The sequence below is a fragment of the Hahella sp. HN01 genome (assembly GCF_018986435.1).
Taxonomy (GTDB): domain Bacteria; phylum Pseudomonadota; class Gammaproteobacteria; order Pseudomonadales; family Oleiphilaceae; genus Hahella.
Genome location: NZ_JAHMIN010000019.1, coordinates 178,311 through 201,039 on the forward strand (window position 1 = coordinate 178,311; position 22,729 = coordinate 201,039).

Genomic DNA, 22,729 nt, shown 5'->3' on the forward strand with positions numbered 1-22,729 from the left:
AAAAACAATCATGCCTATAAAAAAAGAAGATGTTTTTCAGTTGGCCAGAGACGCTCAACTCTACGCAGGCGCGCTGGTCCCCGGCCTCGATAATAGCCATGAGCTTCATTTCGACACCCTGAACCCGTTCAATCAGCAGGTTATCGGTCGAGTGCAGCGCTGTAACGGTCGCCATATAGACGCGGCGGTGAAAGCCGGTCGTGCGGCGTTCGAATCTGGCGTCTGGTCAACGCTGCCACCGGGCGAACGCAAACGCATCATGCTGCGTTGGTCGGCTCTGCTGCAGGAGCACCACGAAGAGCTGGCGGCGCTGGACTGTTTGGACGCAGGCAAACCCATCACCGAGTGCCTGAATACGGACATACCCGACACCATTCACACCATCGCCTGGTACGCCGAAGCCGTCGATAAGCTGTTTGGAAAGATTTCCCCTACCGCCAGCGACAACCTGGGGCTGATCGTGAAGGAGCCCATTGGCGTAGTTGGCGCCGTACTGCCCTGGAATTTCCCCGCCCTGATGCTGGCCTGGAAGGCTGCGCCCGCTCTCGCCGCCGGCAACTCCCTGGTGATCAAACCCGCAGAGCTGACGTCCTTAAGCGCCTATCGCATCGTGCAACTGGCCCACGAGGCGGGAATACCAAAAGATGTACTGACGCTGGTCACCGGCCTGGGGGAAGAAACCGGAAAACCTCTGGGGCTGCACCCGGACGTGGACATGGTGTCCTTCACTGGCTCAACCGAGGTGGGCCGCCTGTTCCTGACTTACTCCGCGCAAAGCAATCTCAAGGAAATCGTACTGGAGTGCGGCGGCAAGAGTCCGCAAATTATCTTCGAGGACAGCTACGCCCTGGAGGAAATCGCGGATAATATTCTCTCCGCCGCCTTCTGGAATATGGGAGAAAACTGCAGCTGCGGCTCGCGTTTGATCGTTCACAAAAGCGTGAAAGAAGACCTGCTCAAAATACTGCAAAAACGATTGGTCGACGGCTGGAAAGTCGGCGATCCACAGGACCCGGAAACAGCCATCGGCCCCATGATCGAACCGGCTCACTTCGAAAAAGTCTGTGGTTATATCAAGGCGGCCAAAGAGGAAGGCGCCAAGTTAATCCGAGGCGGCGAAGCTCTGAAACTGGGAGCGGGCATGAGCATTGAGCCCACGATTTTCGATGGCGTCACCGCGGAAATGACGTTGTTTCAGGAGGAAGTATTCGGGCCCGTTCTCGCCGTCTCAACCTTCGAAACCGAGGCCGAAGCCATTCATTTGGCTAACGCCACCAGTTATGGTCTGGCCGCCTCTCTCTACACCTCCGACCTGCGCCGCGCGCAACGGGTCTCCCGCGCCATCAAGGCCGGCACGGTCTCTATCAACTGCTTCTCAGAAGGCGACATCGCCACGCCCTTCGGCGGCTACAAAACCTCCGGTTTCGGCGGCAGGGACAAAGGCCTGGAAGCACTGGAGCAGTACGTGCAGACCAAGACAGTGTGGTATGGGGGATAAATTCTAATTGCGCCAATAACGCTGCGCGTCTCTGCGCAGCGTTGGCAAGAATCCGTCAGGTCCTAGCCTGCAGAACGCTTAAATAAATTATAGGCGTCAACGCCGGGATCAAATCCCGTTTGCGCGAACTCCAGTCCTTCACTGGCGGGGTCGATGCAGTTCCAAAACGAAGCCGCTGTATTCAACACAACGCCTCTCAGATACCAGTTAGGGTCCAAAGAGCTGACCGCGTTTTTCAGTTGCATGTCCTGCGGTTTGCGCCATTCCCGCAACCAGTGCCAGGCTTCCAGCCTGTGCCCCGTGCTGGAAAAAATTCTGCCTTCATTCGCTCTTCTCGCGTTCTCTATCACAAAGTTGGCGCTTTGATCGCTCAAAGGCACTTTATTCTCCGCAAGAAACTTGTTCGTTCCGTACACCAACTGGCCAAACCAACTCGTGCTGGATTTAGTCGCCTCTGAAATACGCTCTCTCGCATCTGGCATTTCTGTTCTCCTTACTCGCCAAATTTTTAATCTCTTCCAAAGGAAATGAATCCCCTTCGGATACATCATTCTGCTCGTACAACATGATCAATAACGCCAATTAAGATCGGCGAATTAACCTCTCGGCTCAAACACAGCCAAGATACTTCGATAGTAAATTAACTGCCGTATAAACAGTAAGTTAAGATGAGATTAAATGTTCTACATCACTTTCTGGAAGGGATTCGAGAGAATCAGAGAGAACCTGCTTGACGAGAGAAAACAGAACAGCCCAAGGCTGCTTTTAGGTAATGAAAGGCCCTTGACCTCTAGGAGTGTGTCATCGTGGACCTACAAATCAACGCCATTGATTGAAAACCTGTACCGCCTGGATTGTTTATCAAAATCCACATTGACTTCCTTCAATGGCAAACCGAGGTATTCTCTGATCCAGCCAGCCATAGCGCAGGATAGCCCCTCTGGCTGAAAGTCACATTCATTAAAGTCTATTTCTTCAATATATATAAACGCATCCTTTCCAAGAAACTTTTTTATATCACCATCAACAATGCTTAATCCTTTGACGATGTAATGTATATAGTTTTCATCCATCCAAGAAAGGGAATCAGATAAATAGACAACTTCCTGCACTTTTCTCCATTCTCCACACACACTGGAGCAAACCGACGCATGGAGATCAACAAGCACACCCCACTGGTGTTTAAGGACGGTATACCTATATCTCAGTGACTTCACTTTAATGACTCCTCCAACTGCGATGGCAAATATGAGCGGGCGTCACCGCTATGATTTTGGCATCTCCAGCCCGTTATAGCCCGTACACATCTACGACTCATACTCCTCATACACCGGCAGTTCTTTATTGATGTCATACCAGCTTGCTTTGTCGGAGACCCAGATGTGGCTTCTTTCCTGGGATTGTGGGTCATTGTCCAGTGAGCCCAGTCTTAGAATGATGAAGGGGGTGTTTTCTCTTTTCGCGTAGACCTGCGTGCCGCAATGGGAGCAGAAGAAGCGGGATTTTCCTGGGGAGGACTCGAAGGAGTTCAGGTGCTCTGCGCCTTGCAGGTTGAAGGCATTGTCGTCCACTCGCGCTACGCTGGAAAAAGCGGCGCCGTGGGCTTTTCTGCAGGTTCGGCAATGGCAGTGGATGATGTCGCCCACTTTTCCCGTAATGTCGTATTTCACTTTGCCGCACAGGCAACTACCTGAAATCATGATTCAACTCCTTAACTATTTCCGGGGCGTCAGGCCCCGAGTCAGCGCATCATGGTATCCGAAATTAAGAAGCCGCTGAAAAACTACCTGCGGCGCCTTTGCGGCGTTAAAGTTTTTCAGCGGTTCGTTAAGTTACCAGAACTTCAGGCTGAATTTCTTCGGCTCGCCATTCGAGTAATTAAGATTCATCACTTTCCCTTGGTGACCCAATTTGGACTTCTTATAAACCACTTTAATTCTTTCATTTTCATCTTCGCCCACGGTGTCGCCGTTTTTGATTACCGGGCCATTCTGGAGCAGGTAATCCACCAATCCTGTCAGCCGCTCTTTGAGTTCCGCCATGCTCTCTGGCGTATCGATCGCCTCGATTTCCATCATTCCAAACGCAGCCAATCCTGTGGTAAACCCGGTGGACGCGCCTTGCTCGCCCGGCCCCACTCTAATGTCCACCCAGATAGGCACGGGTGGACCTTCCGGCAATACATCGACGGCGAATTCAATGAACAGGTCACGAGGCGCAAGCAATGACGCGTAGGACCAAAACACGCCTATCGCTCCTTGAACAACCGCCATTAAAGCAGCGTTGATCTGGGTCAGAAGGATGGCGACTTCAACGCTGGAAAGCACTTCACTGCTTACCGCTACGACCAAGTGATATTGATGGCCGCTGATTTCCTCTTTGGCGTTAGCCCACAAACAGTTGGTGGTGCAGGGGCCTTCGAGATCGCTCCAGGGGATTGGCGCCGGCATGATTCCGATCGCTACTATGGCGTCTCTCACCGTAAAGGAGATGGCGCCCTCTTCCTCCGTGGCGTCCTTGAACGCGTCTACATCAGTCCAGTTTTCCAGGACGAACGCTTCTATGTCCGCAAGTGAAATTCGCGGCTCTTCCGTGAACATGGGCATGGATATCATTAGTGTCATTGAGTTTCTCTTATTAATCTCTTTGTTAAACTCTTGTCTTGATTTATTGCATTAATCATTTGGCTTAACTTACTGGAATATCGCATATGCTTTTAAACTTTATAAAAAGCAAACTTTTAAATAATAAAAACGCCATTTATTCAAAATTAAAAAAGCATAAATCAATATATAACAATGGCCTGACGACCCGATATAACCGGCCGTGATCAGCCCATAAAAAGTAAGACAAAACTGTTTTAGTTTTTTCTCCATGGTCGCCTTGCTTAAACCGACAATCCTGACTAAACAGTTATGACGCATCAGGGGAGTCATTCCTCTGACTAACCGCCGAAAAGTATGGCGCGTTCCCGCGCGCGCTTCTCAGGGACATGCGAGAGCAAACCGAATTACCGCTGTTTTCTCGCGCCGTGAGGAAGGAAGCGCACGCACTGCCGCAAGGCGAAGTTTGTAGTACGAAGGACGCTTTCATTCACTACAACGATTAACAAGGACCAGTACCATGTCAACAGCCGCTTCCACCACTAAACCAGACCAAAGCAAAGAGTGTGTGATCACCAATAACTGCACCTCTGACATCGTCATTCTGTCTCCCACTACCGCTCAGGCTCCTGGCGACACCCAGAACGCCAGCGTTTACGATCAGGATCTGGAAATTCTCTCATTGCTCGAAGGCGGAACCGTCATCAGCCAGAATGGTTCCGGAACGGTGTATCTGGACCAGTATTACACCGATCCCAACACCAAACAGCAGCAGTATTCGCTGGTTTATAACCTGCTGGCCAGCACCTCCAGCTGGTATTTCCCGGTAGACAATATCGGCGTCATGCAAAATATCTTCGGCTCTCCCGTTACCTTCCCAGCACAGACGGTAACCACAGATGAGCAGCAGTCCATAGCCAATGCGGCCACGTTCTATCAGACCATCGCCGCCTACCCTACCTCACAGTTAACCCAGAACTATGAAACCGCCATGAATGGCGCGCAGACTACCGCACAAGGACAGGCGGACGGCAGCGCGAATTCTTCCGACAATGTGGCCAATTCCATTACCGACAGCGTTAATGCTTTCTTTGCGTCCACCAAGGGCTTCCAGAACGTCACCCTGGCGGGTCTCGTCGCCGTGGAGTCCTACTACAGCAAATTCCCGTTCGTGTGGGCGCAATATGACAGCACAACCTATTACCTGTACAGCAGCGATGGCAATACCACCTCCTTTGTGGGCACGCTCTCTCTGACCAAACCCTCGGCGCTGGATCTCAGCAAACCCAATGCGGGATACATCTGCACTTTCACTCCAGCGAAAGACCCTACTGACACCAGCACTGTGGATGTTGACTCATCACAGGCGAAAACCCTGACGTACAGCAATGCGCTGTTCGTCGACAACGTGAACGCGGATATCCCGGACGTAGCGGTGAAAGGCACCTTCCAGTTGAAACGCGTGTTCACCCAAAACCCGTCCGATACTCAGATCATCCCCGTGCTGACCGGCACCATCGCGGGCGAAACCTGTATTGGTTTTGATTCGCCGCAACTGAGCACCGATCAGAGTTCGGAATTCTGGAACACCCTGTTCCACCCGAAAAACTCCGCGCAAGTGTTCAATTCCATCATGACCATTGGCGGCGCGGTGATGATGCTGCATTTCGTGGGGTCCACTCTGTACGGTATCTTCAAGTGGGTCAAAAACCGCGGCAAAGCCAAAGAGCCCACCACCGAGGATTTGTTCAAGCAACAGCAGGAAGCATTTGAGAAGGCCCTGAACGAGAAGATCGACACCGCCGTGCAGAAGCTCACCAACGGCAAACAAAACGCACCGGAGGATACCGAAAGCGCACTGGAGGAGATCAATTCAGAACGGGGCTCCATTGATGACAACCTGAACGCCATCAACCTGGAAGAAGGCCTGAAAGTCGAAGCCAGCACGCTGGAAATTCAGGCGCAATATGAAAGTGAAATGAATGGCCAGCAACTGGAGCAACTGGAATCCAGCGCCACCAGCATCAAGAACTCCAATGACGCGTTAAACAGCGCCACAGAAGAGAATCTCCATGATGTCGTCACTGAGCAGACCAGCGCGTTCAAGGACATTCAGGCCAATACCTCCGCACTGACGGAATCCCTAGATAAGTCCATCTCCAGCGAGCAGCAGGCGCAGATCGAAAGCAATCAGGCCGCCAGCGAAAAAGTCAGCGAAGATATCGAGAATTCGGAGAAAAATGCGGAAGAGGACGCCTCCAACAGCGACCCCAAAGCGGAAGACGAAATCAAGCCACTCGAAGATTTCTAAACACCCACTTCATTGACTACTGGCGACGGGATGCGCAGCGACGCGCATTCCCGTCGCCGCCTTGTCACGCCCTACTCACGCTTGAAGGAGATCCGCATGGCCGCGAATGTGGTTAACATCGACAATCAATATAGCGAAGCTCTCGATATCTATACGTTTACCGTGCCTTCCGGCGCCTCGGCGGATAGTCCCAGCACGATGTACCCGGTTTACACCAAAGTGGATTCCGTCGCCGCCAATTCCAAAAAAACCTATACCCCCTCCAACCCTCTGGAAAATCTGTCGTTTGCGCGCCAGTCGGACGGCATGCCGCTGCTGAATCAGGTCACCAATATCCTCGGCGACACCAATGTCACCATCACGGCGGACGACCTCACCAGCGCGCAAAAAGCCTTCGCTTTCTACCAGGCTTACAAGGGCAGTCCCTATAGCCCCAATGCGCTGGCGGTCAACGATATCATTCTGAACAACAGCGATCTGACGCAACAGAACCAAAAACTGAATCAATGGTTCTCCGATAACAATGTCGGCTTTGACTACAACACCTTTTCCTCGGTTTCCTATTGGGCGGAAAACGACGTACGCGCCTGGGCCGGCAGCGAAGGCCTGACCCTCTACTGCTACAACCCACAACCGCCGCAACCCATGATTCCGCTAGTGCTGCCGAAAGACAGCAGCGGACAGATTATTCTCGGCGCCGATGGCAGCGCTCTTTATCAACCCACCAGCGGAAGCACGGTGGAGCTGACGCTGAGCAAAGGGACGCTGACCTCCAACGGCGCCACCGACACCAGCGGCGTCAATCTCAGCGCGGTGATGCAGGACATGATCATGCATGGCGGCGACGCCGGCGTTTACGAGCTGTTCTTTACCGGCAAAGTCGATGGCGACGACGTCATTGTCCAGCCCTATCAGGTTCCGCAACTGGCCTGGTGGATGTCCGCCTATGACTTGGCGTACACCGCTTACACCGCCATTAACATCATCATGATCAGCCAAACGGTCATCGCCCTGGCGAAGAACCTTCCCACGCTGTTCAACGCATTGAAAACCGGAGGCCAAGCGGTCATCAGCGCAGTGAAGTCCGACCTCAGCAACGTCGCGCAATGGATATCCAGCAAGTTCACCAGTGCGGCGGCGGACAACGGCGATCTGGTGAATGTGGACGTGGATACCGATGTAGACGTGGATGTCGACGTGGATGTCGATACCGACGTGGACACGGACGTCGATGTGGACGTAGATATCGACGTGGACATTGACATAGATATCGACGCCCTGGTGGTGGTGGACGTGGATGTGGACATCGACGTAGACATCGACACTGACGTAGACACGGTGGTGGACAATGTCGTCGACAACGTGACCGATATCGATACCGACATCGATACGGATATCAATGTCGACAGCTCGGCGCTGGGCTCGCTGGTGAAGAACATCGGTCAGTCTCTTTGGGCCAACAAAGGCGCTATTTTCAAGTTTGTCCTGAAAAACGCCGCCGTGATGGGGGGCATGACCGCCGCCCAGAAACTGTTGGGCATGTGGGGCAAAAAGGCCGGCGACAGTTACGCCGACGAACAGCCTTCCGAAGCCGCGCCGCTGGGCTTGCTGATGGATTACATGGAAAACCCCGCCAACACGATTCAGGAACGCTGGACCACCTTCTCTTATTACGTGGACCAAGGCGCCAGCGCTGACGAACAGAACATGGCGGTATCCGGCATCCTGTCCCTGAAAAACGACGCCGAAGATCAGGCCTTCAGCGCCTGGCGCTGGAGTCAGGACGACGAGAACGCAGCGGTCAACGCCATGGCGCAGTATTCCTCGCAAAGCGACTGGCCCAAAGCCTACACCACTCTCGCCAGCTATACCTATCAGGGCAAAACGCTGCCGTTGAAAGTTGGCGCCAGCGTCGCCCTGAAATTCGTCGCCAAAATTCTGTAAGGGAGAACGTCACATGGCGAGCGCTTATCCAAAATATGAAGATCATCAGAAGCACTGGGAAGAACTGGCTCAGGGCATCGCCGCGCTGAAGGAGACTGTGAGAGAGGTCGAGGAAGGAGAAATCCCCGCCGGCTCAAAACAAGGCGAGCTCATCATACTGGGGACCGGGATCGAAACCATTGGCATCTCCGTCGGCGACATTCGCCTCATCGAAGAGGCGGACAAAGTGCTGTACTGCGTCGCCGACCCCGCCACCGTGGTCTGGCTCAAACAGTTGCGACCGGACTCGTTGGATCTGTACGTGCTGTATGGAGAGGACAAAGTCCGCTACACCACTTACATGCAGATGACGGAAGCCCAGCTCTACTGGGTGCGGCAGGGACTCAAGGTCGTCGTGGTGTTCTACGGCCACCCGGGCATATTCGTGTTATCCACGCACCGGGCGATCAAACTGGCGCGCCGGGAGGGCTATAAAGCCACCATGAAGGCGGGCGTCTGCGCGCTAGATACACTGTGCTCCGACCTAGGTATAGATCCCTGCTACCCGGGCCTGCAGACTCACGAAGCCACTGACTGCCTGGTCCGGCGTCGCCATTTGGACGCCAGCCTTCATGTGGTGTTATGGCAGGTTGGCCTGATTGGAGAAATGGGTTATCGCCGGCAAGGATACCTGAATAACAAGTTTTCTTATTTCATCCACTGGCTGCAGTCCATTTACGGAGCTGACTATGAAGTCACCCACTACATTGGCTCCCGTTATCCCACCATCGACCCGCTGATCGAAACCTATCGCCTGAGCGAACTGCATGATCCGGCGAATCAGGTCAGGATCACCGGCCTGTCCACGTTCTACATTCCTCCTATGCAGGTGGTCCCGACGGATTATCAGACCGCCGTTGACCTGGGCGTCATCGAGCCTGGGCAGAAACTAATGACGCCCCGCTCGCCCCTGCGGGAAATCGACCGCTATGGTCCCCGGGAAATGAAAGCCTTCGACGCCTTTAAGCGCTTTCGCATTCCCGCTTCCTACAAATGGCAGGATGAAACCGCCGCCAGCCGCTTCCTGATTGAACTGCGTTTCGATACGCGTTTGCAGGATCTGTATCGCCGCGATCCCGGCGCCGCGCTGCAAGACCCTCGTTTCAGCTCGTTATCAGATCGTGAGCGGGCGATGCTGGCGTCACGGGATTCCGGCGCCATTCAAATCGCCGCCAAAGGCGCCTATATCCGCTCCCCCGCCACAGAAGCGACGGTGACCGCCTGTCTGACGCAAAAGTCCGTCGCGATGGAGCTGGTGAAAACACTTGGAGACCAGCCCAAAGCGGAAGCCAGGGCCGCCTTCGAGACCTGGTTGAAGTCGCGGAATTATCAAGTTGAGTGGGCGCATTTGGGCGGGGCCATTGATTTTATCTTCCGCAATAATCTGTTCCCCTGGACCGGGGTTTATATCGAACCCGAACAGCAGTTTGTGATAACCATTATCGGCGCCAGAAAACAGCGCCATAAAAGCGTTATCTACATCAATGGCGCCCGCATCCGATCTTTTGCGTTTGACTCCGGCGCCATTCGCTGGAAGGCGAGCAGCCAGGTCCCCCATCACGGTTTTCTGCGCTTGGACGTGGACGCCAACGGCGCACGCCGGCTGATCGGCAAGATCTGGAGCGACGCCAACAGCGACGGCGCCCAGTCCGCTTTTGTCGCCTTGGAAGCCAACCCCGAACGTAAAGCGCTAAGCGCCCAAGCCTGCAGTTTCAACGGATGTGATGGCCTTGGCGCCATCTATGGCGAATACGCCGTTCGCACCGATGGACGCTTTTACCGGGACATCAACGAGTTCAAAGTGTCAGAGGCTGGATTGACGATTAACCAGCGCGTGGTCCCAGAGTTCTCTTTCAACAGAGGGACACTGCGCTGGCGCGGCGGCGACAAAGCCTGCTACGAAGGAGAAGCGACCTTTTTGCGCGACCCTATCATCAACTCCATTGAGCTTTACGGCGCAACCCGCTCCCACGAAGAGGAAGGCGTTTTCACGTGCTACGGCTCCTCCACCTCTGCAACGACGCCCGATTATTGCGGACCAACTCTGCCTGACTGGGCCGCGCGCCACTTGGCGGATATCGCGCACCACAACAGCCCTAAGGGAGGATTGCTGTTATGGCATAAGTGGGAAAAGTTCAATCTCACGACCTTTATCGTCAATCGCTATTTAACCCATCTTCTTTAATCCTTGAGGAGGAATGCGCCTTGAACGCCACACACGAACTCAGCGATCACCTCGAAGCGTCGGAAAATATCGCCAACGTCAGCCAGTTGGCGGGCGTCGTCGCCAGCCTGCCGCAGAACGCCAGCACCACTCATTACGGGGCGGACGGCAAGCAAATCGCGTCCTATTCCAAAACCAGTTACGCCAACTTAAAACTGTCCCCGCAGGGCGACATTCAGGGCGGAACCCTGAGCCATAGCGCAACAGACGCCAATGGCAACGCGTTGAACAGCTCCACCCTCGCCTTCGCCAACGGCAATGTCGCCACGGCCAAAACACAGATCAATAATCGCTTCGCCAGTGGCGTCGCCAAGCAGGTGGAAGCGGATTTCAGTAATGTGAAATGGACGCCGGCCACCACTATTCACAGCGGTCAGGTCAAATTCACTTCACGCCGGGGTGATTCTCAAAGCCTGCGCAGCGACGGCGTCGTCACTTACGCCAATGAACTGATAACGAGCGGATCGTTTCGCCATTACTCGCCGGAGGGACAAGGCGGCGTAGAGGGCTATACGGACATTGATTACAGCAACACCAAGTTCGTTGGCGACCGTATTATCGGCGGTTACTTCTCCSTCTCCTCCAAGAACGCCGCGCGCGCGGAGAACTCGCAATCCAATGTGTTCATGAACGCCAGCGGCGCCATAGACCAGATTCACACCAAAAATTTCGACCCGGCATCCGCCGCAATGAAGTCACAGGTTTTGACGGAGTTTCAAAACACCCAGTTCAACGCCCGTAATGAAATCGACGGCGGCGAAGCCCATTACAGCATCAGCGACCCCAACGGGGTCTTGCAGAACAAAACGGTGGTGACCTATCAAAACGGCGTCCCGTCGAATACCGTCACGCAAAACTACGCTAACAACCAAGTCCTCAGCAAAGTGGTTTCATCGTATGAAGGCGCGACTTTCGACAATGAACTGCGAGCCATCAACAGCACGGTTCATACCCGGGAATACAACGCGGCGGAGAAGCTGATGTCGATGACGGACGCCAGTTATAACGCCAGCGGAGCCCCCACCAAAATTCAAAGCCGCACTCTGGACCCGGACACGCAAACGCCCCTGTTTCTGATCGAAACTGACTACGCCAACACGCAGTTTAACTATCGCCGCAAACCTATTGGCGGTCACGCCAAAATCACGACGACCAATCTGAAAGATTCCAGCTCCATCGAAACGATCAAAACCTTCACCTCGCCCACGGCAGCCAGCGCAACCGCCCACGCAGAAGAACTGATGGCGATGCCGACGCAACCTTCAGCGCCCCAATACCTGACCCACACCAGCACGATGAAAAACGCGGAGGGTCAAACGACCGCTTATAAGAAAACCATCACTCGCAGCGATGGCTCATTACTTAAAACCGTGGTCACCAATGTCACTGACGATAAGCCAACTTCCGTCGCTGTGACGCTCTACGCCGCCGATGGTAAAACCGTCGCAAAGACTTACGCCATGGATGTCAGCGGGATCGCCGTCAGCGGAGGAAAAGTCAGCGGCGCGATGAAGATAACCACCAAGTTTCGCGGCCAGACCCTCAGCAGCGAAAGCACCCTGGAGTTTTGATCTGATGCTCAGCCGCGCCCTGACACTGACTTACAATACAGAGCAGTATCCGTTCCAGAAAGTGTTGTCGCACTATGTCTTTAAAGTGCGGCGGCTGGATCAGTTGCATGTGGCGTGGCGGCGACAGAATAACCGGGAGGATCTGCATTATCAGGACAACATGGCGCTGCGCAGGCTGATGCAGCGCCTGCCTGACGACGCCCTGTTCTATAAGGTGTATCACGCCTGGATCGCCAATGTGCTGGCGCCCCGCTACGGCGGCAAGATCAGTTACTCCGCGCACCCGAAAATGCGCGTGCATCTGGCTGGAACCGGCTGTGTGAGCGACTTTCACCGCGACGCGGACGTCACCGGCAGGCTGGATCAGATCAACTGCTATCTCCCCTTCACCGACGTGTTTGAAACCTGCACGGTATGGTGTGAAGAGCGCTACGACAGCAACACCTACCAGCCGCTCACGTTGAAGTATGGAGAGGCCTTGATATGGGACGGCGGCTTGCTAAAGCATGGGACATACGCAAATCAAACCGATAAGACTCGCGTCAGTTGCGATTTCAGGTTCAAGGCGAAGGCCCCAGGCCGAGTCCGTTCGCCTTGGAGCGATGTCCTGGCTGACCGCCAGCCAGAGACCCAGGCTGAGCTATGAGCCGTCTTGATTCAGCGTCCTGACCATCTTTTCCAGCAAGACAAGCTCATCGGTGGTCAGACAATGGTGAGTGATATGATCGTCGCCGCCCAAATGGCGTTTGAGATTATCCATCCAGTTTTTGCAGATTCTGATTTGCCGCAGTATATCTTCCGTCAAAGCCGTATCACTCTCCAGAGCGGAAAGCTGCTGCATTTTCCCGTTTATGCAATTTAACGCTTCATGTTTCTGGCAAGTGACGCCAATCTTGCTCCACGTCTCGTCTATCAAAGGGGCGTTGATCATAGAGGACCTCAGCGCATAACGACTACAGGCTCTTTTGGAGCCGCCATTATTGAGTTTTCAGGATAGCGAAAGAAAAAAGAGTCTGGCGCAAAACGGATGACGCTGGCGCGCCAGACTTGTCCAGGGTTGCGTATCTTCGAGACCTTACTTTAGGGAATTATCAGCGAGGGAGTAATACGGGAGGCTACGGAACTTTTTCGGGAATATCTCAGTAGTATTACTGAACGCCTGCGACATTTTTCCGCCCAGTACATCTACTGCCTGTCCACTAGGTTCGCCAGCTTTCTACGCTGTCTACTTCTAATATTTAGCCCCTGCTCCGTAGCGCTACGGATATCAGCGTTCATTTTTGCGTAGCGGTACGAATATTCGGGCGGGCGATGAGTGTATATTGTAGATAGCATTAGAACTCGATTCACACTGATCGCACTGAAGTAGGAGGAAAACACCCCTTGTACATCAACTATTCGATTTTGACTGCCGGGATACAAGACTCCAGCGCAGCCCTCGTCCATACCCAACAAAACGCAGCTCGTCTGGGCGCCATTCTCGATATTTCTATCGGGCGTATCGTGGAGGACTCAGGGAAGCGAAATGAATTTTCTATCGCCAAAAAAGCGGTAGAGGTACGACGCTGGTATGACGTTGCGTCCCGTAATTCAGACGTGACGCAAATGCAGCGCTTTGTCGAGGAGCGCCTGCAGGAAGATAACTACCCCAAGAACAGCTTATTCAAGAAGTGGGCGACCCAGTATTTTCAGTTGTACCAAACCCATTGATAACACGCCATACGCGCCGGTGACGCCCGCCGCAGCCGGCTAGCCGATTGTCTTCAATAGATCGTCGCAATCTCCCAAAGCGGCGATGAAATCGAGCTGAGTCATATGCGCTTCCAGTTTACTGAAGTAATCTGGATAGCGTCGCTGGTATTTGGTTCGGAGTTCTTCGAAGTGAGTCATCGCGCTCATATCCGAGTTTTCAACCAGTTTCGCCAGTTTAATGACTTCCCTGCGCAACGTTATGGCGGAGGGAACATCGGCGTCATCTGGCGGAGCCAGTTGCTGGTTAAGACTGTTCAACAGCCCCTGAATGGCGTCGCTCATGATATCCAGCTCGCCTTGCAAACGACCCAGCGGACCGCTGCTATAAGAGCCATGAATCGCCTCACGCTCCACTTGCTGCGTCAACCTGGCCAAATCGTCCGCGCCGACGGTGGCGGCGATGCCTCTAAACGTATGCAATACACGGGATAACTCAGATGGCGCTTTACTCAACAGAGCGCTGTCCGACAGGAAATCACGCACTTTGGCCAATTCAACGCTGAAGCAACTAACCGCCATACGAAACGCGCCCATATTAGAGCCAAATCGCTTCAAGGCAGAGCTAACGTCCAGGCCGATTCTCAACCCCGCATCGATCAACTCCTGCCATGGGGGGAGATTGTTATTGAAGGCTGATGCAGGGGCCTCTCCGCCGTTTGTGTGTTGCAGGATAATAGCCACCACTTCCTTGATGTCGAAAGGCTTGCCAATATGATCATTCATCCCCGCCATCAGGCAACACTCCCGATCGGAAGCCATGGCGTTGGCTGTCATCGCCACAATAGGCAGACGGGTTTCTCCCAGCGTGTTGCGAATTTCCCGAGTAGCGGTATAGCCGTCCATATCCGGCATTTGAATATCCATCAACACCAAGTCGAATTGGGGGGACGCCTTTTTAACCGCCGCGACCGCCCACCTGCCTCCGCCTACGATCTCCACCTTCGCACCCACCCGCGTCAGCAGCTCTGTCGCGACTTGCTGGTTGGTGAGATTATCCTCCACTAACAGTAAACGTAATCCAAGCAAGGGCTTACTGGCGGAGGCGTCGGAAGCGGACACGTCTTCATCAAGCCCGCCTGATTGCGACGCCTGAGCGTTGACGACCGCATCCAACAGCATGGAGGCAGTAACCGGCTTGACTAACAGGCCGTCAAGAATCGATTTGTAGTTGAAGCCCACCTTATCCAGCACATTCTTGCCGTGGGCGGTCATCATGATGATCAGTGGGCGTTTTTCCAGCAGCGTCATGCCGCGAATGCGACGACAGGCCTTCAACCCATCCATGCCCGGCATACAGTAATCCATGAATATCGCATCAAACCGACCTGTGACTGGAGATTCCAACTGCGTAATAGCCGCAGTCGCCGACGCAGCAATATGCACCTCCCAACCGAATGAACGGGCGATGCCGGCAATGGCGGCTTGCGCATATTTATTATCGTCGACCACCAATACTTTCAAATTGCGCAGCTTTTGCGATAGCGGATAGGCCGTCGCAGCGCTCAGGCTGTGATTTTCATCCAGTTGCAATTCCAGCGTGAACGAAAACACACTGCCCTCGCCCAGACGGCTTTGGACTCGAATATCCCCTCCCATCAAGTTTTCCAATTGGCGACAAATCGCCAGTCCCAGGCCAGTGCCGCCAAATTTTCTGGTGGTGCTGGTCTCCGCTTGCGAGAAGCCATCAAAAATTAACTGCTGATGTTCTTCGGAAATGCCAATGCCGGTATCGCTGACGCTGAACGCCAGCGCGGCGCTTTGCGCGGTCAGTTTCACCATGCGTATCGACAGCGTGACCTCACCTTCCTGGGTGAACTTAATCGCGTTGCTCACCAGATTCAGCAGCACTTGCTTGAGGCGCAGGCTATCGCCAATCAGATGTAGAGGAGCCTGTGGATCGATGTCAAATAACAGCTCCAATTCTTTGTTTCCCAAATTGGCGGACATCATGGCGCTGATCTCGCTCATTAGCCGGTCAATATTGAAGGGATGGGGGTCCAGCGCCAGCTTGCCCGCCTCCACCTTGGAGAAGTCCAGAATATCGTTGAGGATGGATAACAAAGAACGTGAAGCGGCGGAGGTTTTCTCCACATAATCCATTTGCTGGCTATTCAGGGGCGTCATCTGCATTAACTGCAGCATGCCGATAATGGCGTTCATCGGCGTGCGAATTTCATGACTCATATTCGCCACAAAATCTGATTTGGCTCGGGACGCCTTTTCCGCGCACTCCTTGGCCATGGTCAACTCCATGGTTCTTTGCTTGACCTTCTGCTCCAGGTTGAGATTGAGCTTATATACCTCCTGTTGAATGGCCATCTGCTCGGAAATATCCCGGATAGCGAACGCAAAGCCGACGACATCTCCTTCCTCCGCTTTAATAGGCGACGCCGCCACCGAAACATCCAGCAGCCCGCCGTCCTTACAGCAGCGCTGTGTGTTGATACTGCGCACCGGGCGCCCTTCCCGGATCATTTGCAGGGCGGAGTGGGTTTCTTCCCGTACCTGCTGAGGAACAATTAACTCGTCTAACGGTTTGCCCTGAACTTCTTTCTCGGTGAATCCAAACATCTGCTCTGCAGATTTATTCCAGTCAGACACTCGGCCATTCAAGTCCAGACCGATTATCGCTTCACTGGAGCTATTCACAATCGCCGCCAATCGAGCTTGCTCCAGGGTCACCCGCCACCGGTGACGCATCAACAGCAAGTAGAAATACAGGATCAGCCCCATTGCGCAAATAACGCCGGCCAGCATTTCCAACGCAAATACGCCAGCTTGCCCCGCTGGGTTAAAAACATAGGCCTCCGGTACACTCACGATAAGCGTTACGCGTCTAGACGTATCCAAGGGATCAAGCGCCAGGGTGCGTCTAGCGGCAAAAACGAAACCGTCGGCGGTATCATGCAATTCCAGCCTGGAACGGTCTCCCACCAACCTATATTCGTCCTGCCATTGATGGCTCTCGCCTTTGTCGAAACCAAAGGTTTTGCTTAGATCCGGGTGCAGGAGGAAATCATTGTTTTCATTCAGGAGAAAAATGGTGAGTTCATTTGGCAGCCCATTAAGTAAGTCCGCAATGAGAGTATTTACATCCACGTTGATAATCACAATGCCGAACAAAGAATGCTGCTCATCATAGACCGGCGTCGCAACGCGCAATGTGGGTACATCCGGCCGCTCTACTTCACCGAACTCCCTATTCAGATTGAAGTCCGAGACATATACTTCATCCTCAGCCCGCTCAAGGGTAGCGAGAAAGTAATCCCGTCCGCCCTTCTGCTGCATTTGTCCTTCTGGCACAGCAATAATTTTGCCTTGCCGGTTGTTGACGCGAACCAGCTCAAGCCCGTTATTAGCCACTCCAATAAAACGGATTTGCGAAATTTCTCCGCTGGTCTCGATGAACTTGGAAAAAATAGTGGTCAGGCGCTCTTTTAATGTACTGATGGAGTTTTCTTCTTTGGGGTCAAATCCGCCATTGGCCGCGGCGCGGATGATGCCCTGTACGGGAGGCGTCTCGGCGAGAAAGAGGGTGTATCTCTTAAACTCATCAACTTCTTCATTAAGGGTTTCGACTCGGTGGCGCACCTGTTCATACAGCGCCCTCTGTTGTTGCTCCAAGACCCTCTTTTCTTCAACAGAGTAAGCTAACCAATAGACGGGGGCTGAGAGTAGCAGAAAAATCAGGAACGCCAACGACAATGCCTTCAAACCGAAATGCGAGGCAGAAGAAATCCAACGCTTCACCATTCCCTTACCTTCCCTTGCCGGCCTGAGTCACCTTGGGCGGCCCAATGGTATTTCCGATCGAATTACTTTTGGCGCTCATACAAGTCTAGTCTAGATATGGAAACAAGTTGTTACAGAGTGTAAGTACAACCTCGATATTCTGTATGTATCCTCATCGCATAACGTAGATAGATTACCCCTTATGAGAGGTTTGCGCGTTCCTGCCGGCTTAACTAATCTCTTAATATCCCCATATGGAATTCGTGGCTAGGACTGGCTAATGAAGCTCAAGTATTTGTTGATTGTCGCCTTTACGCTAGTCGCATCGTTGCCGCTCATGTTCACGTTGCAATACCTGAACAGATTCACCACCGAGCAATACCACGCCAAAATTGAATCCCGCCTGTCTGAAATTTCGCTTGCCCACAAAAACCGCCTGATTAGCGCCGTAGAAAGGCTGATGGAAAGCACAGCCCTCATTTCCAGCCGAACGCAAATGCGCGCCAGCCTTAACAGCTGGAATAACAAAGAGAGTCAAAACGAGGCGCACACTATCAAAAGCATCATTGAGGACGCCAAGACTGGCCGGGAGACGATTAAACGGATCACGATTTACGATAAAAGACGCCATCCTGTCTCCAGTACGGCGAGCGCGATGAAGCCACTGCGTGCGCCTCCGTCGGCAAACGGTAATATCTTCATTTTTTTCAATCAGGAAGAGAACGTCACCCAAGTGTCCGTCATCATGCGCCTCATTTACAAGGAAACGCTGATTGGCGCCATTAAGGTCGATTACGACTTGAGCAGCATCCTGCATGAGCAGAGCAAAGGACTGGGTAACAGCGAAAAGTGGATGTTCGCTTTGCGCGACCATGAAAAGTTCCTGCTGGTCGAATCCATAGATCAAAAAAAAGCGCGAATATCCTATCAAGTCATTCCATCTGGCCCCAAAAACACGCCAATTATCGAAGCGTTGCAAGGCAACGAAGTTATCATGCGCAAAGCCACAAATCTGGCTGGTACGCCAGTGATAGCCTCCGCCCGATATTTGCCAACTCTGGGCTGGGGGCTGGTGTCTGAGCTGGACGAGTCTGAAGCAACCGCCATCATCGCAGTGGAAAAGCACCGTTTATTCTTCATTGAGGCGATGATCGTTATCTTTTCCATAGGATTGGGCGCCGCCGTCAGTATGTATGTCGCCAGACCCATTGAGAGCCTGATAAAACAGGTTGAGAACGCCGCAGACGGACGCCCCTATGAGAACACGCTCCCGGCGAGTCTATTCGAGGTAAAACGTCTCTCCGGCACCTTTAACAGTATGTCCAAATCCATTAACGAACTCAGGAATAATATTGAAAGTAAGGTCTTCGAGAGAACCAAAGAGCTCGACAAGGAGAACATCGAGTTACGGGAAATCGCCGCCAGGGATTCTTTAACTGGCCTCTACAATAGACGCTTCTTTCAGAACCGCTTGAACTACGAATTCAGTCGGGCGAAACGCTATAGCTCAGGGCTGACGCTGGTGCTTCTGGATATCGATCACTTCAAAAAAATTAACGATACCAGAGGCCATGCGGCGGGAGATGAGGTGCTGATCCGGCTGTCCGCGTTTCTGAGTCAGTCGCTCCGAAGCTCCGACTTAATCGCCAGAATAGGCGGCGAAGAGTTTTGCATTATCCTTCCCGAACATTTGGACGACGGTGTGAAAACCTTCATTGACCGGCTGCGCATCGATATCTCCTTGCTGGAGTTTCAGCATGAGAGCGAGACCTTTCAGGTCACCTGCAGTTTCGGCGTGGCTGAATGCCGCAATGACGTTACTCATCCCAAAGAGATTCTAAAAAAAGCGGATGAAGCGCTTTATGAGGCCAAGCGCACCGGCAGAAACCGAATCGTGTATGAGTCGAGCGCCAACGTGATTGTTGATATAAAAAGCAGAAAGAAATAGCTTTCCGCCATACGTAAGTTTTGGCTGGCGCCACGAGCAATCAGACCCGCTCAGGGTGACGCAATCGCTATCAGGGATCGATAGCGGACTCAATGACAAATGATTTTTCAAACTTCGCTATTTCAAAAATCTTCCTGATTTCCCTGGAGCAGTTGATGATCTTTATCTTGGCGTTATTGCCTCCCAGATAACGCCGCATGTTCAGCAGCATACCCAGCGCCGAACTGTCTATGCGAACCGTCTGCCGCATGTCGACGCAAAAACTTCGCGCTTGTGGGTAGGCCTCATAGGCTTTTCTGAATTGATTTACCAGTCCGAAATCAAACTGACCCCGAATGGTGATAGTGACAGCGCCGTCGCTGGAGGATTTAGTCTCTACGGTCATAACCCGCTTTTCCCTGCATGATGTTCGGTTTCAGAGCCCAAGGACAGCCTGACGATGTCATCCAGCACAACATAAGAGTATGGATACAGGCTTCCCACAAAGACACATAGCGAGTGTAATAACTATAGTTCATCAAAAAGATTACAGCAGGCGTTGTTTGGCGATCCGTCTGTTTCCTGTATTTCCAGGCCCGTAACTCTCTCCCTTCTATTTTTAAATCTTTTGCTCCTAATTATTTTCAATTAAAACAAACAGGTATGGCATGCCACGCGTCTAGCCTGTACAGTCCTCGACTCATTCCCGTATTGAAAAGTTCAGGTTGTAAGGACATGGCATGAAACAACGTTTTTTGAAGCGACTGTCATTGACGACCCTTTTGTTGATCGGCGACCCCGTCTTGGCGGCGACAAGCTGCAACAGCGCGGACTTTGAATCTGGCGACATCCCTCGCGTTTTCGACGTCAAAGTCAGCAACAAAGACGCTATTCAGATCCAGAGCGATATCGTGCGCAAAGGCAGGTATACCGCCAAGTTCGAAATCAAGGAAGGCGACATCTTCATCAAAGATGGCGAGAAAGACGGGTTCCGAGCGGAATTGAAAGATCCTATAAGAGCCAGAATGAACGAAACCTACTGGTATTCATTCAGTATGTTTATTCCCAGAGATTTCCCCGTTCACAAAAATCGCCTCGTGCTGGGGCAATGGCACGCAGAATCCGACAGCGAGCAGGAAGACAGCCTCGGCAGAAGCCCAGTGTTATCCCAGCGATTTGTCGATGGACAGTTCTATATCCAGTCCCGACATTCCGACGTGAAGATTCAAACCACGACGGAAACCGCTAAACACAAGCTCTATAAAACCCGCCCCTTCACGCTAGGCGAGTGGAACGATTTCGTCTATCAGGTCCATTGGTCCTACAAAGACGATGGCCTCATTAACGTATGGCTGAATGGTGAACAGATCGTCCACTATACCGGCCCCAATGCATACAACGACGACCAGGGCCCCTACTTCAAATTCGGCTTGTACCGCGACGATACGCCAGAAACCTACACCGTATACTACGATGAATACCGTTGCGGCCAAAGTCGGAAAGACGTGGATTTTTAACGAACTGACAGCGTTCAAAAAAAAGAAGAGAGGGCTCTGCACTACTCGTGCAGAGCGGATATTGAGAGCCTGATCAGGCAAGAACGGACATGACGATGTCGACGTCAGAAAGATCAAGGCTTCGCCATACATCCCAACAACGGACAGGTAGACGGCTCTTTCATTGCCTCACTATCCGCTCGCGCTGGCGTCAAAGCACTGAGTTCAGGCCTGACCGGTAAATGCTCAGGTAGCCGTACGTTCCACACCAATCCGACATTCATCAGCCGATTCAGCACCCACCAACCGGGATCAGACTGTCCTTTATAAATCCCCAGCATGGCGGAGCCTGGGAAAGCGTGGTGATTGTTATGCCAGGACTCTCCCATGGTCAGCAATCCTGCAAAGCGCACGTTATGGCCCTGAACCGCAGCGCCATTAACATGCCAGTCCCGCTCGCCGCTGTTATGCGCAAAGTATCCAATCAGCCAATGCCCCGTCACAGACACGGCGACACGCACAGAAATACCCCAAACCACCCAGCTAATGTCTCCGAGCCAATACAATAAAAGCGCCCAGGGCAACTGCTGCCACATCCAGGTCCTTTCCATGAATCGATAGATCGGGTCATCTTTGATAGCGCTCTCAGGAGAAAACTCGGGGGGACGCTCCAGACGCAAATCACAATTCAGCTGCCGCCACCCGTCCGTCAAAAAACCTGTTCCATGGCGAAGATACGAATGACACTTGGCCTTTCTCTGCGCCCAGTCCCGCAGGTCATGCTGATACACCATTCCCAACGGCCCCGCCATCCCCACCAACACCCCGAGATGCACAAAGAAATACTCCATCCACTTCGGACACTCATAACACCCATGAATCAACCGCCGATGCATCCCCAGGGAATGCCCCAGACAAAGCGTCGCAGCAGTAAACACAACAAACACCAACAAAGCATCCAACGAAAAGGTCAAATACCCGCCAATAAGCGCAATTAACAAATGCCCCAAATACCAAAAGGACTTCAAAGGCGCCCACACCACCTCCCCCGTGTCCGGGCAACAATTAGCCGTTTCTTGAATTCTGGGGACGCCGTGGTTTGTTTGCATATTTGGCTCGCTACTTTGGTTGAATGTCGGCTGGGGTAATAGTGTTATCTTAATTCGAATGGAATGTTGAGTTTTTTCTTATTATTAACATGGCAATAATATTCTTATGTCAATAATCAAGCGCGTTGGTGGGCATGTTTGGCAGCTGGTTAACCAAACGAGAAGAACGCAAGGATCAACAGTTCAGACTCACCTATGAGCTAAAAATGGCCACGCTTCGCAAACAGGAAGCAGAGCTTCAGTACAGCCATGAACTGGCGCTGGCTGACAAACAGATTCTGCGTGCGGATACCAAAGGGAGAATAAACCGAGATATCGCGGAGACCGCGGCGTTCAAGGACGGGCTTAAAGAGCAGAGTCAAACTTATGGGATGTGGTTTGTGGACGCTATCCGGGGCCTGATGCGGCCTCTGATTACTGTCTATCTGCTTATTCTTGCGACGTTTGTCACCCTTAATATCAGTAGTCATCTCGGTGGTGTTGGCGCGCTGAGCCCGGTCGATTTAATGATCCTGTACAAAGA

At 52.7% G+C, this 22,729-nt stretch carries 17 protein-coding genes and 1 pseudogene; 10 read left to right on the forward strand and 8 right to left on the reverse strand.

Annotation, left to right across the window (positions count from 1 at the left end; all coding sequences use genetic code 11):
• Positions 1-10: 10 nt before the first annotated feature.
• On the forward strand, positions 11-1,498 hold the full coding sequence (locus KP814_RS18950) for an aldehyde dehydrogenase (protein ID WP_216738230.1): 1,488 nt from the start codon (positions 11-13) through the stop codon (positions 1,496-1,498).
• Positions 1,499-1,560: 62 nt separating this feature from the next.
• Here the strand turns inward: KP814_RS18950 and KP814_RS18955 are convergent, their stop codons facing one another.
• From KP814_RS18955 to KP814_RS18970, 4 genes are all read right to left on the reverse strand, one after another.
• Entirely contained in the window at positions 1,561-1,980 is a 420-nt protein-coding gene (locus KP814_RS18955; protein WP_216738231.1) for a hypothetical protein, read from the reverse strand.
• A gap of 330 nt (positions 1,981-2,310) precedes the next feature.
• Complete coding sequence (locus KP814_RS18960) at positions 2,311-2,715, reverse strand: hypothetical protein (RefSeq protein WP_216738232.1); 405 nt, start codon at positions 2,713-2,715, stop codon at positions 2,311-2,313.
• A gap of 90 nt (positions 2,716-2,805) precedes the next feature.
• On the reverse strand, positions 2,806-3,198 hold the full coding sequence (locus KP814_RS18965; RefSeq protein WP_216738233.1) for a GFA family protein: 393 nt from the start codon (positions 3,196-3,198) through the stop codon (positions 2,806-2,808).
• Between the two features lie 132 nt (positions 3,199-3,330).
• Positions 3,331-4,122 (reverse strand): DUF4261 domain-containing protein, encoded by a 792-nt coding sequence (locus tag KP814_RS18970; RefSeq protein WP_216738234.1) that lies wholly within the window; start codon positions 4,120-4,122, stop codon positions 3,331-3,333.
• 499 nt (positions 4,123-4,621) lie between these two features.
• Here KP814_RS18970 and KP814_RS18975 point away from each other — a divergent pair, with 499 nt between their 5' ends.
• The 5 genes from KP814_RS18975 (at position 4,622) to KP814_RS18995 (ending at position 12,836) form a co-directional block, all read left to right on the forward strand.
• Entirely contained in the window at positions 4,622-6,412 is a 1,791-nt protein-coding gene (locus KP814_RS18975) for a hypothetical protein (RefSeq protein WP_216738235.1), read from the forward strand.
• Positions 6,413-6,508: 96 nt separating this feature from the next.
• The gene (locus tag KP814_RS18980; protein ID WP_216738236.1) at positions 6,509-8,356 is read left to right on the forward strand and encodes a hypothetical protein; all 1,848 of its coding nucleotides are present in this window, start codon (positions 6,509-6,511) and stop codon (positions 8,354-8,356) included.
• Positions 8,357-8,369: 13 nt separating this feature from the next.
• Positions 8,370-10,580, forward strand: coding sequence for an SAM-dependent methyltransferase (locus KP814_RS18985; protein WP_216738237.1), 2,211 nt, complete (start codon positions 8,370-8,372; stop codon positions 10,578-10,580).
• Between the two features lie 20 nt (positions 10,581-10,600).
• Entirely contained in the window at positions 10,601-12,190 is a 1,590-nt protein-coding gene (locus KP814_RS18990; RefSeq protein ID WP_216738238.1) for a hypothetical protein, read from the forward strand.
• Positions 12,191-12,194: 4 nt separating this feature from the next.
• Positions 12,195-12,836: a streptomycin biosynthesis enzyme StrG gene (locus KP814_RS18995; RefSeq protein ID WP_216738239.1), complete on the forward strand. Its 642-nt coding sequence runs from the start codon at positions 12,195-12,197 to the stop codon at positions 12,834-12,836.
• Here the strand turns inward: KP814_RS18995 and KP814_RS19000 are convergent.
• Complete coding sequence (locus KP814_RS19000) at positions 12,831-13,121, reverse strand: hypothetical protein (RefSeq protein WP_216738240.1); 291 nt, start codon at positions 13,119-13,121, stop codon at positions 12,831-12,833. The genes KP814_RS18995 and KP814_RS19000 overlap by 6 nt on opposite strands.
• A gap of 452 nt (positions 13,122-13,573) precedes the next feature.
• Between KP814_RS19000 and KP814_RS19005 the strand changes: the two genes are divergently transcribed.
• Positions 13,574-13,900: a hypothetical protein gene (locus tag KP814_RS19005; RefSeq protein WP_216738241.1), complete on the forward strand. Its 327-nt coding sequence runs from the start codon at positions 13,574-13,576 to the stop codon at positions 13,898-13,900.
• 39 nt (positions 13,901-13,939) lie between these two features.
• Here KP814_RS19005 and KP814_RS19010 read toward each other — a convergent pair whose 3' ends face one another.
• Positions 13,940-17,566 (reverse strand): response regulator, encoded by a 3,627-nt coding sequence (locus tag KP814_RS19010; RefSeq protein WP_216738242.1) that lies wholly within the window; start codon positions 17,564-17,566, stop codon positions 13,940-13,942.
• Positions 17,567-17,954: 388 nt separating this feature from the next.
• On the opposite strand from KP814_RS19010, the gene KP814_RS19015 reads away from it, so the two are divergent.
• Positions 17,955-19,622, forward strand: coding sequence for a sensor domain-containing diguanylate cyclase (locus KP814_RS19015; protein WP_216738243.1), 1,668 nt, complete (start codon positions 17,955-17,957; stop codon positions 19,620-19,622).
• 70 nt (positions 19,623-19,692) lie between these two features.
• Here KP814_RS19015 and KP814_RS19020 read toward each other — a convergent pair whose 3' ends face one another.
• Positions 19,693-20,007, reverse strand: coding sequence for an STAS domain-containing protein (locus tag KP814_RS19020; protein ID WP_216738244.1), 315 nt, complete (start codon positions 20,005-20,007; stop codon positions 19,693-19,695).
• Between the two features lie 334 nt (positions 20,008-20,341).
• Between KP814_RS19020 and KP814_RS19025 the strand changes: the two genes are divergently transcribed.
• A complete protein-coding gene (locus KP814_RS19025; RefSeq protein ID WP_216738245.1) occupies positions 20,342-21,118 on the forward strand; it encodes a polysaccharide lyase in 777 nt (258 codons plus the stop codon).
• Positions 21,119-21,231: 113 nt separating this feature from the next.
• Here the strand turns inward: KP814_RS19025 and KP814_RS19030 are convergent, their stop codons facing one another.
• Positions 21,232-22,206: an acyl-CoA desaturase gene (locus KP814_RS19030; RefSeq protein ID WP_216738246.1), complete on the reverse strand. Its 975-nt coding sequence runs from the start codon at positions 22,204-22,206 to the stop codon at positions 21,232-21,234.
• Between the two features lie 134 nt (positions 22,207-22,340).
• On the opposite strand from KP814_RS19030, the pseudogene KP814_RS19035 reads away from it, so the two are divergent.
• Positions 22,341-22,729, forward strand: a pseudogene (locus KP814_RS19035) (hypothetical protein); the annotation flags it as partial.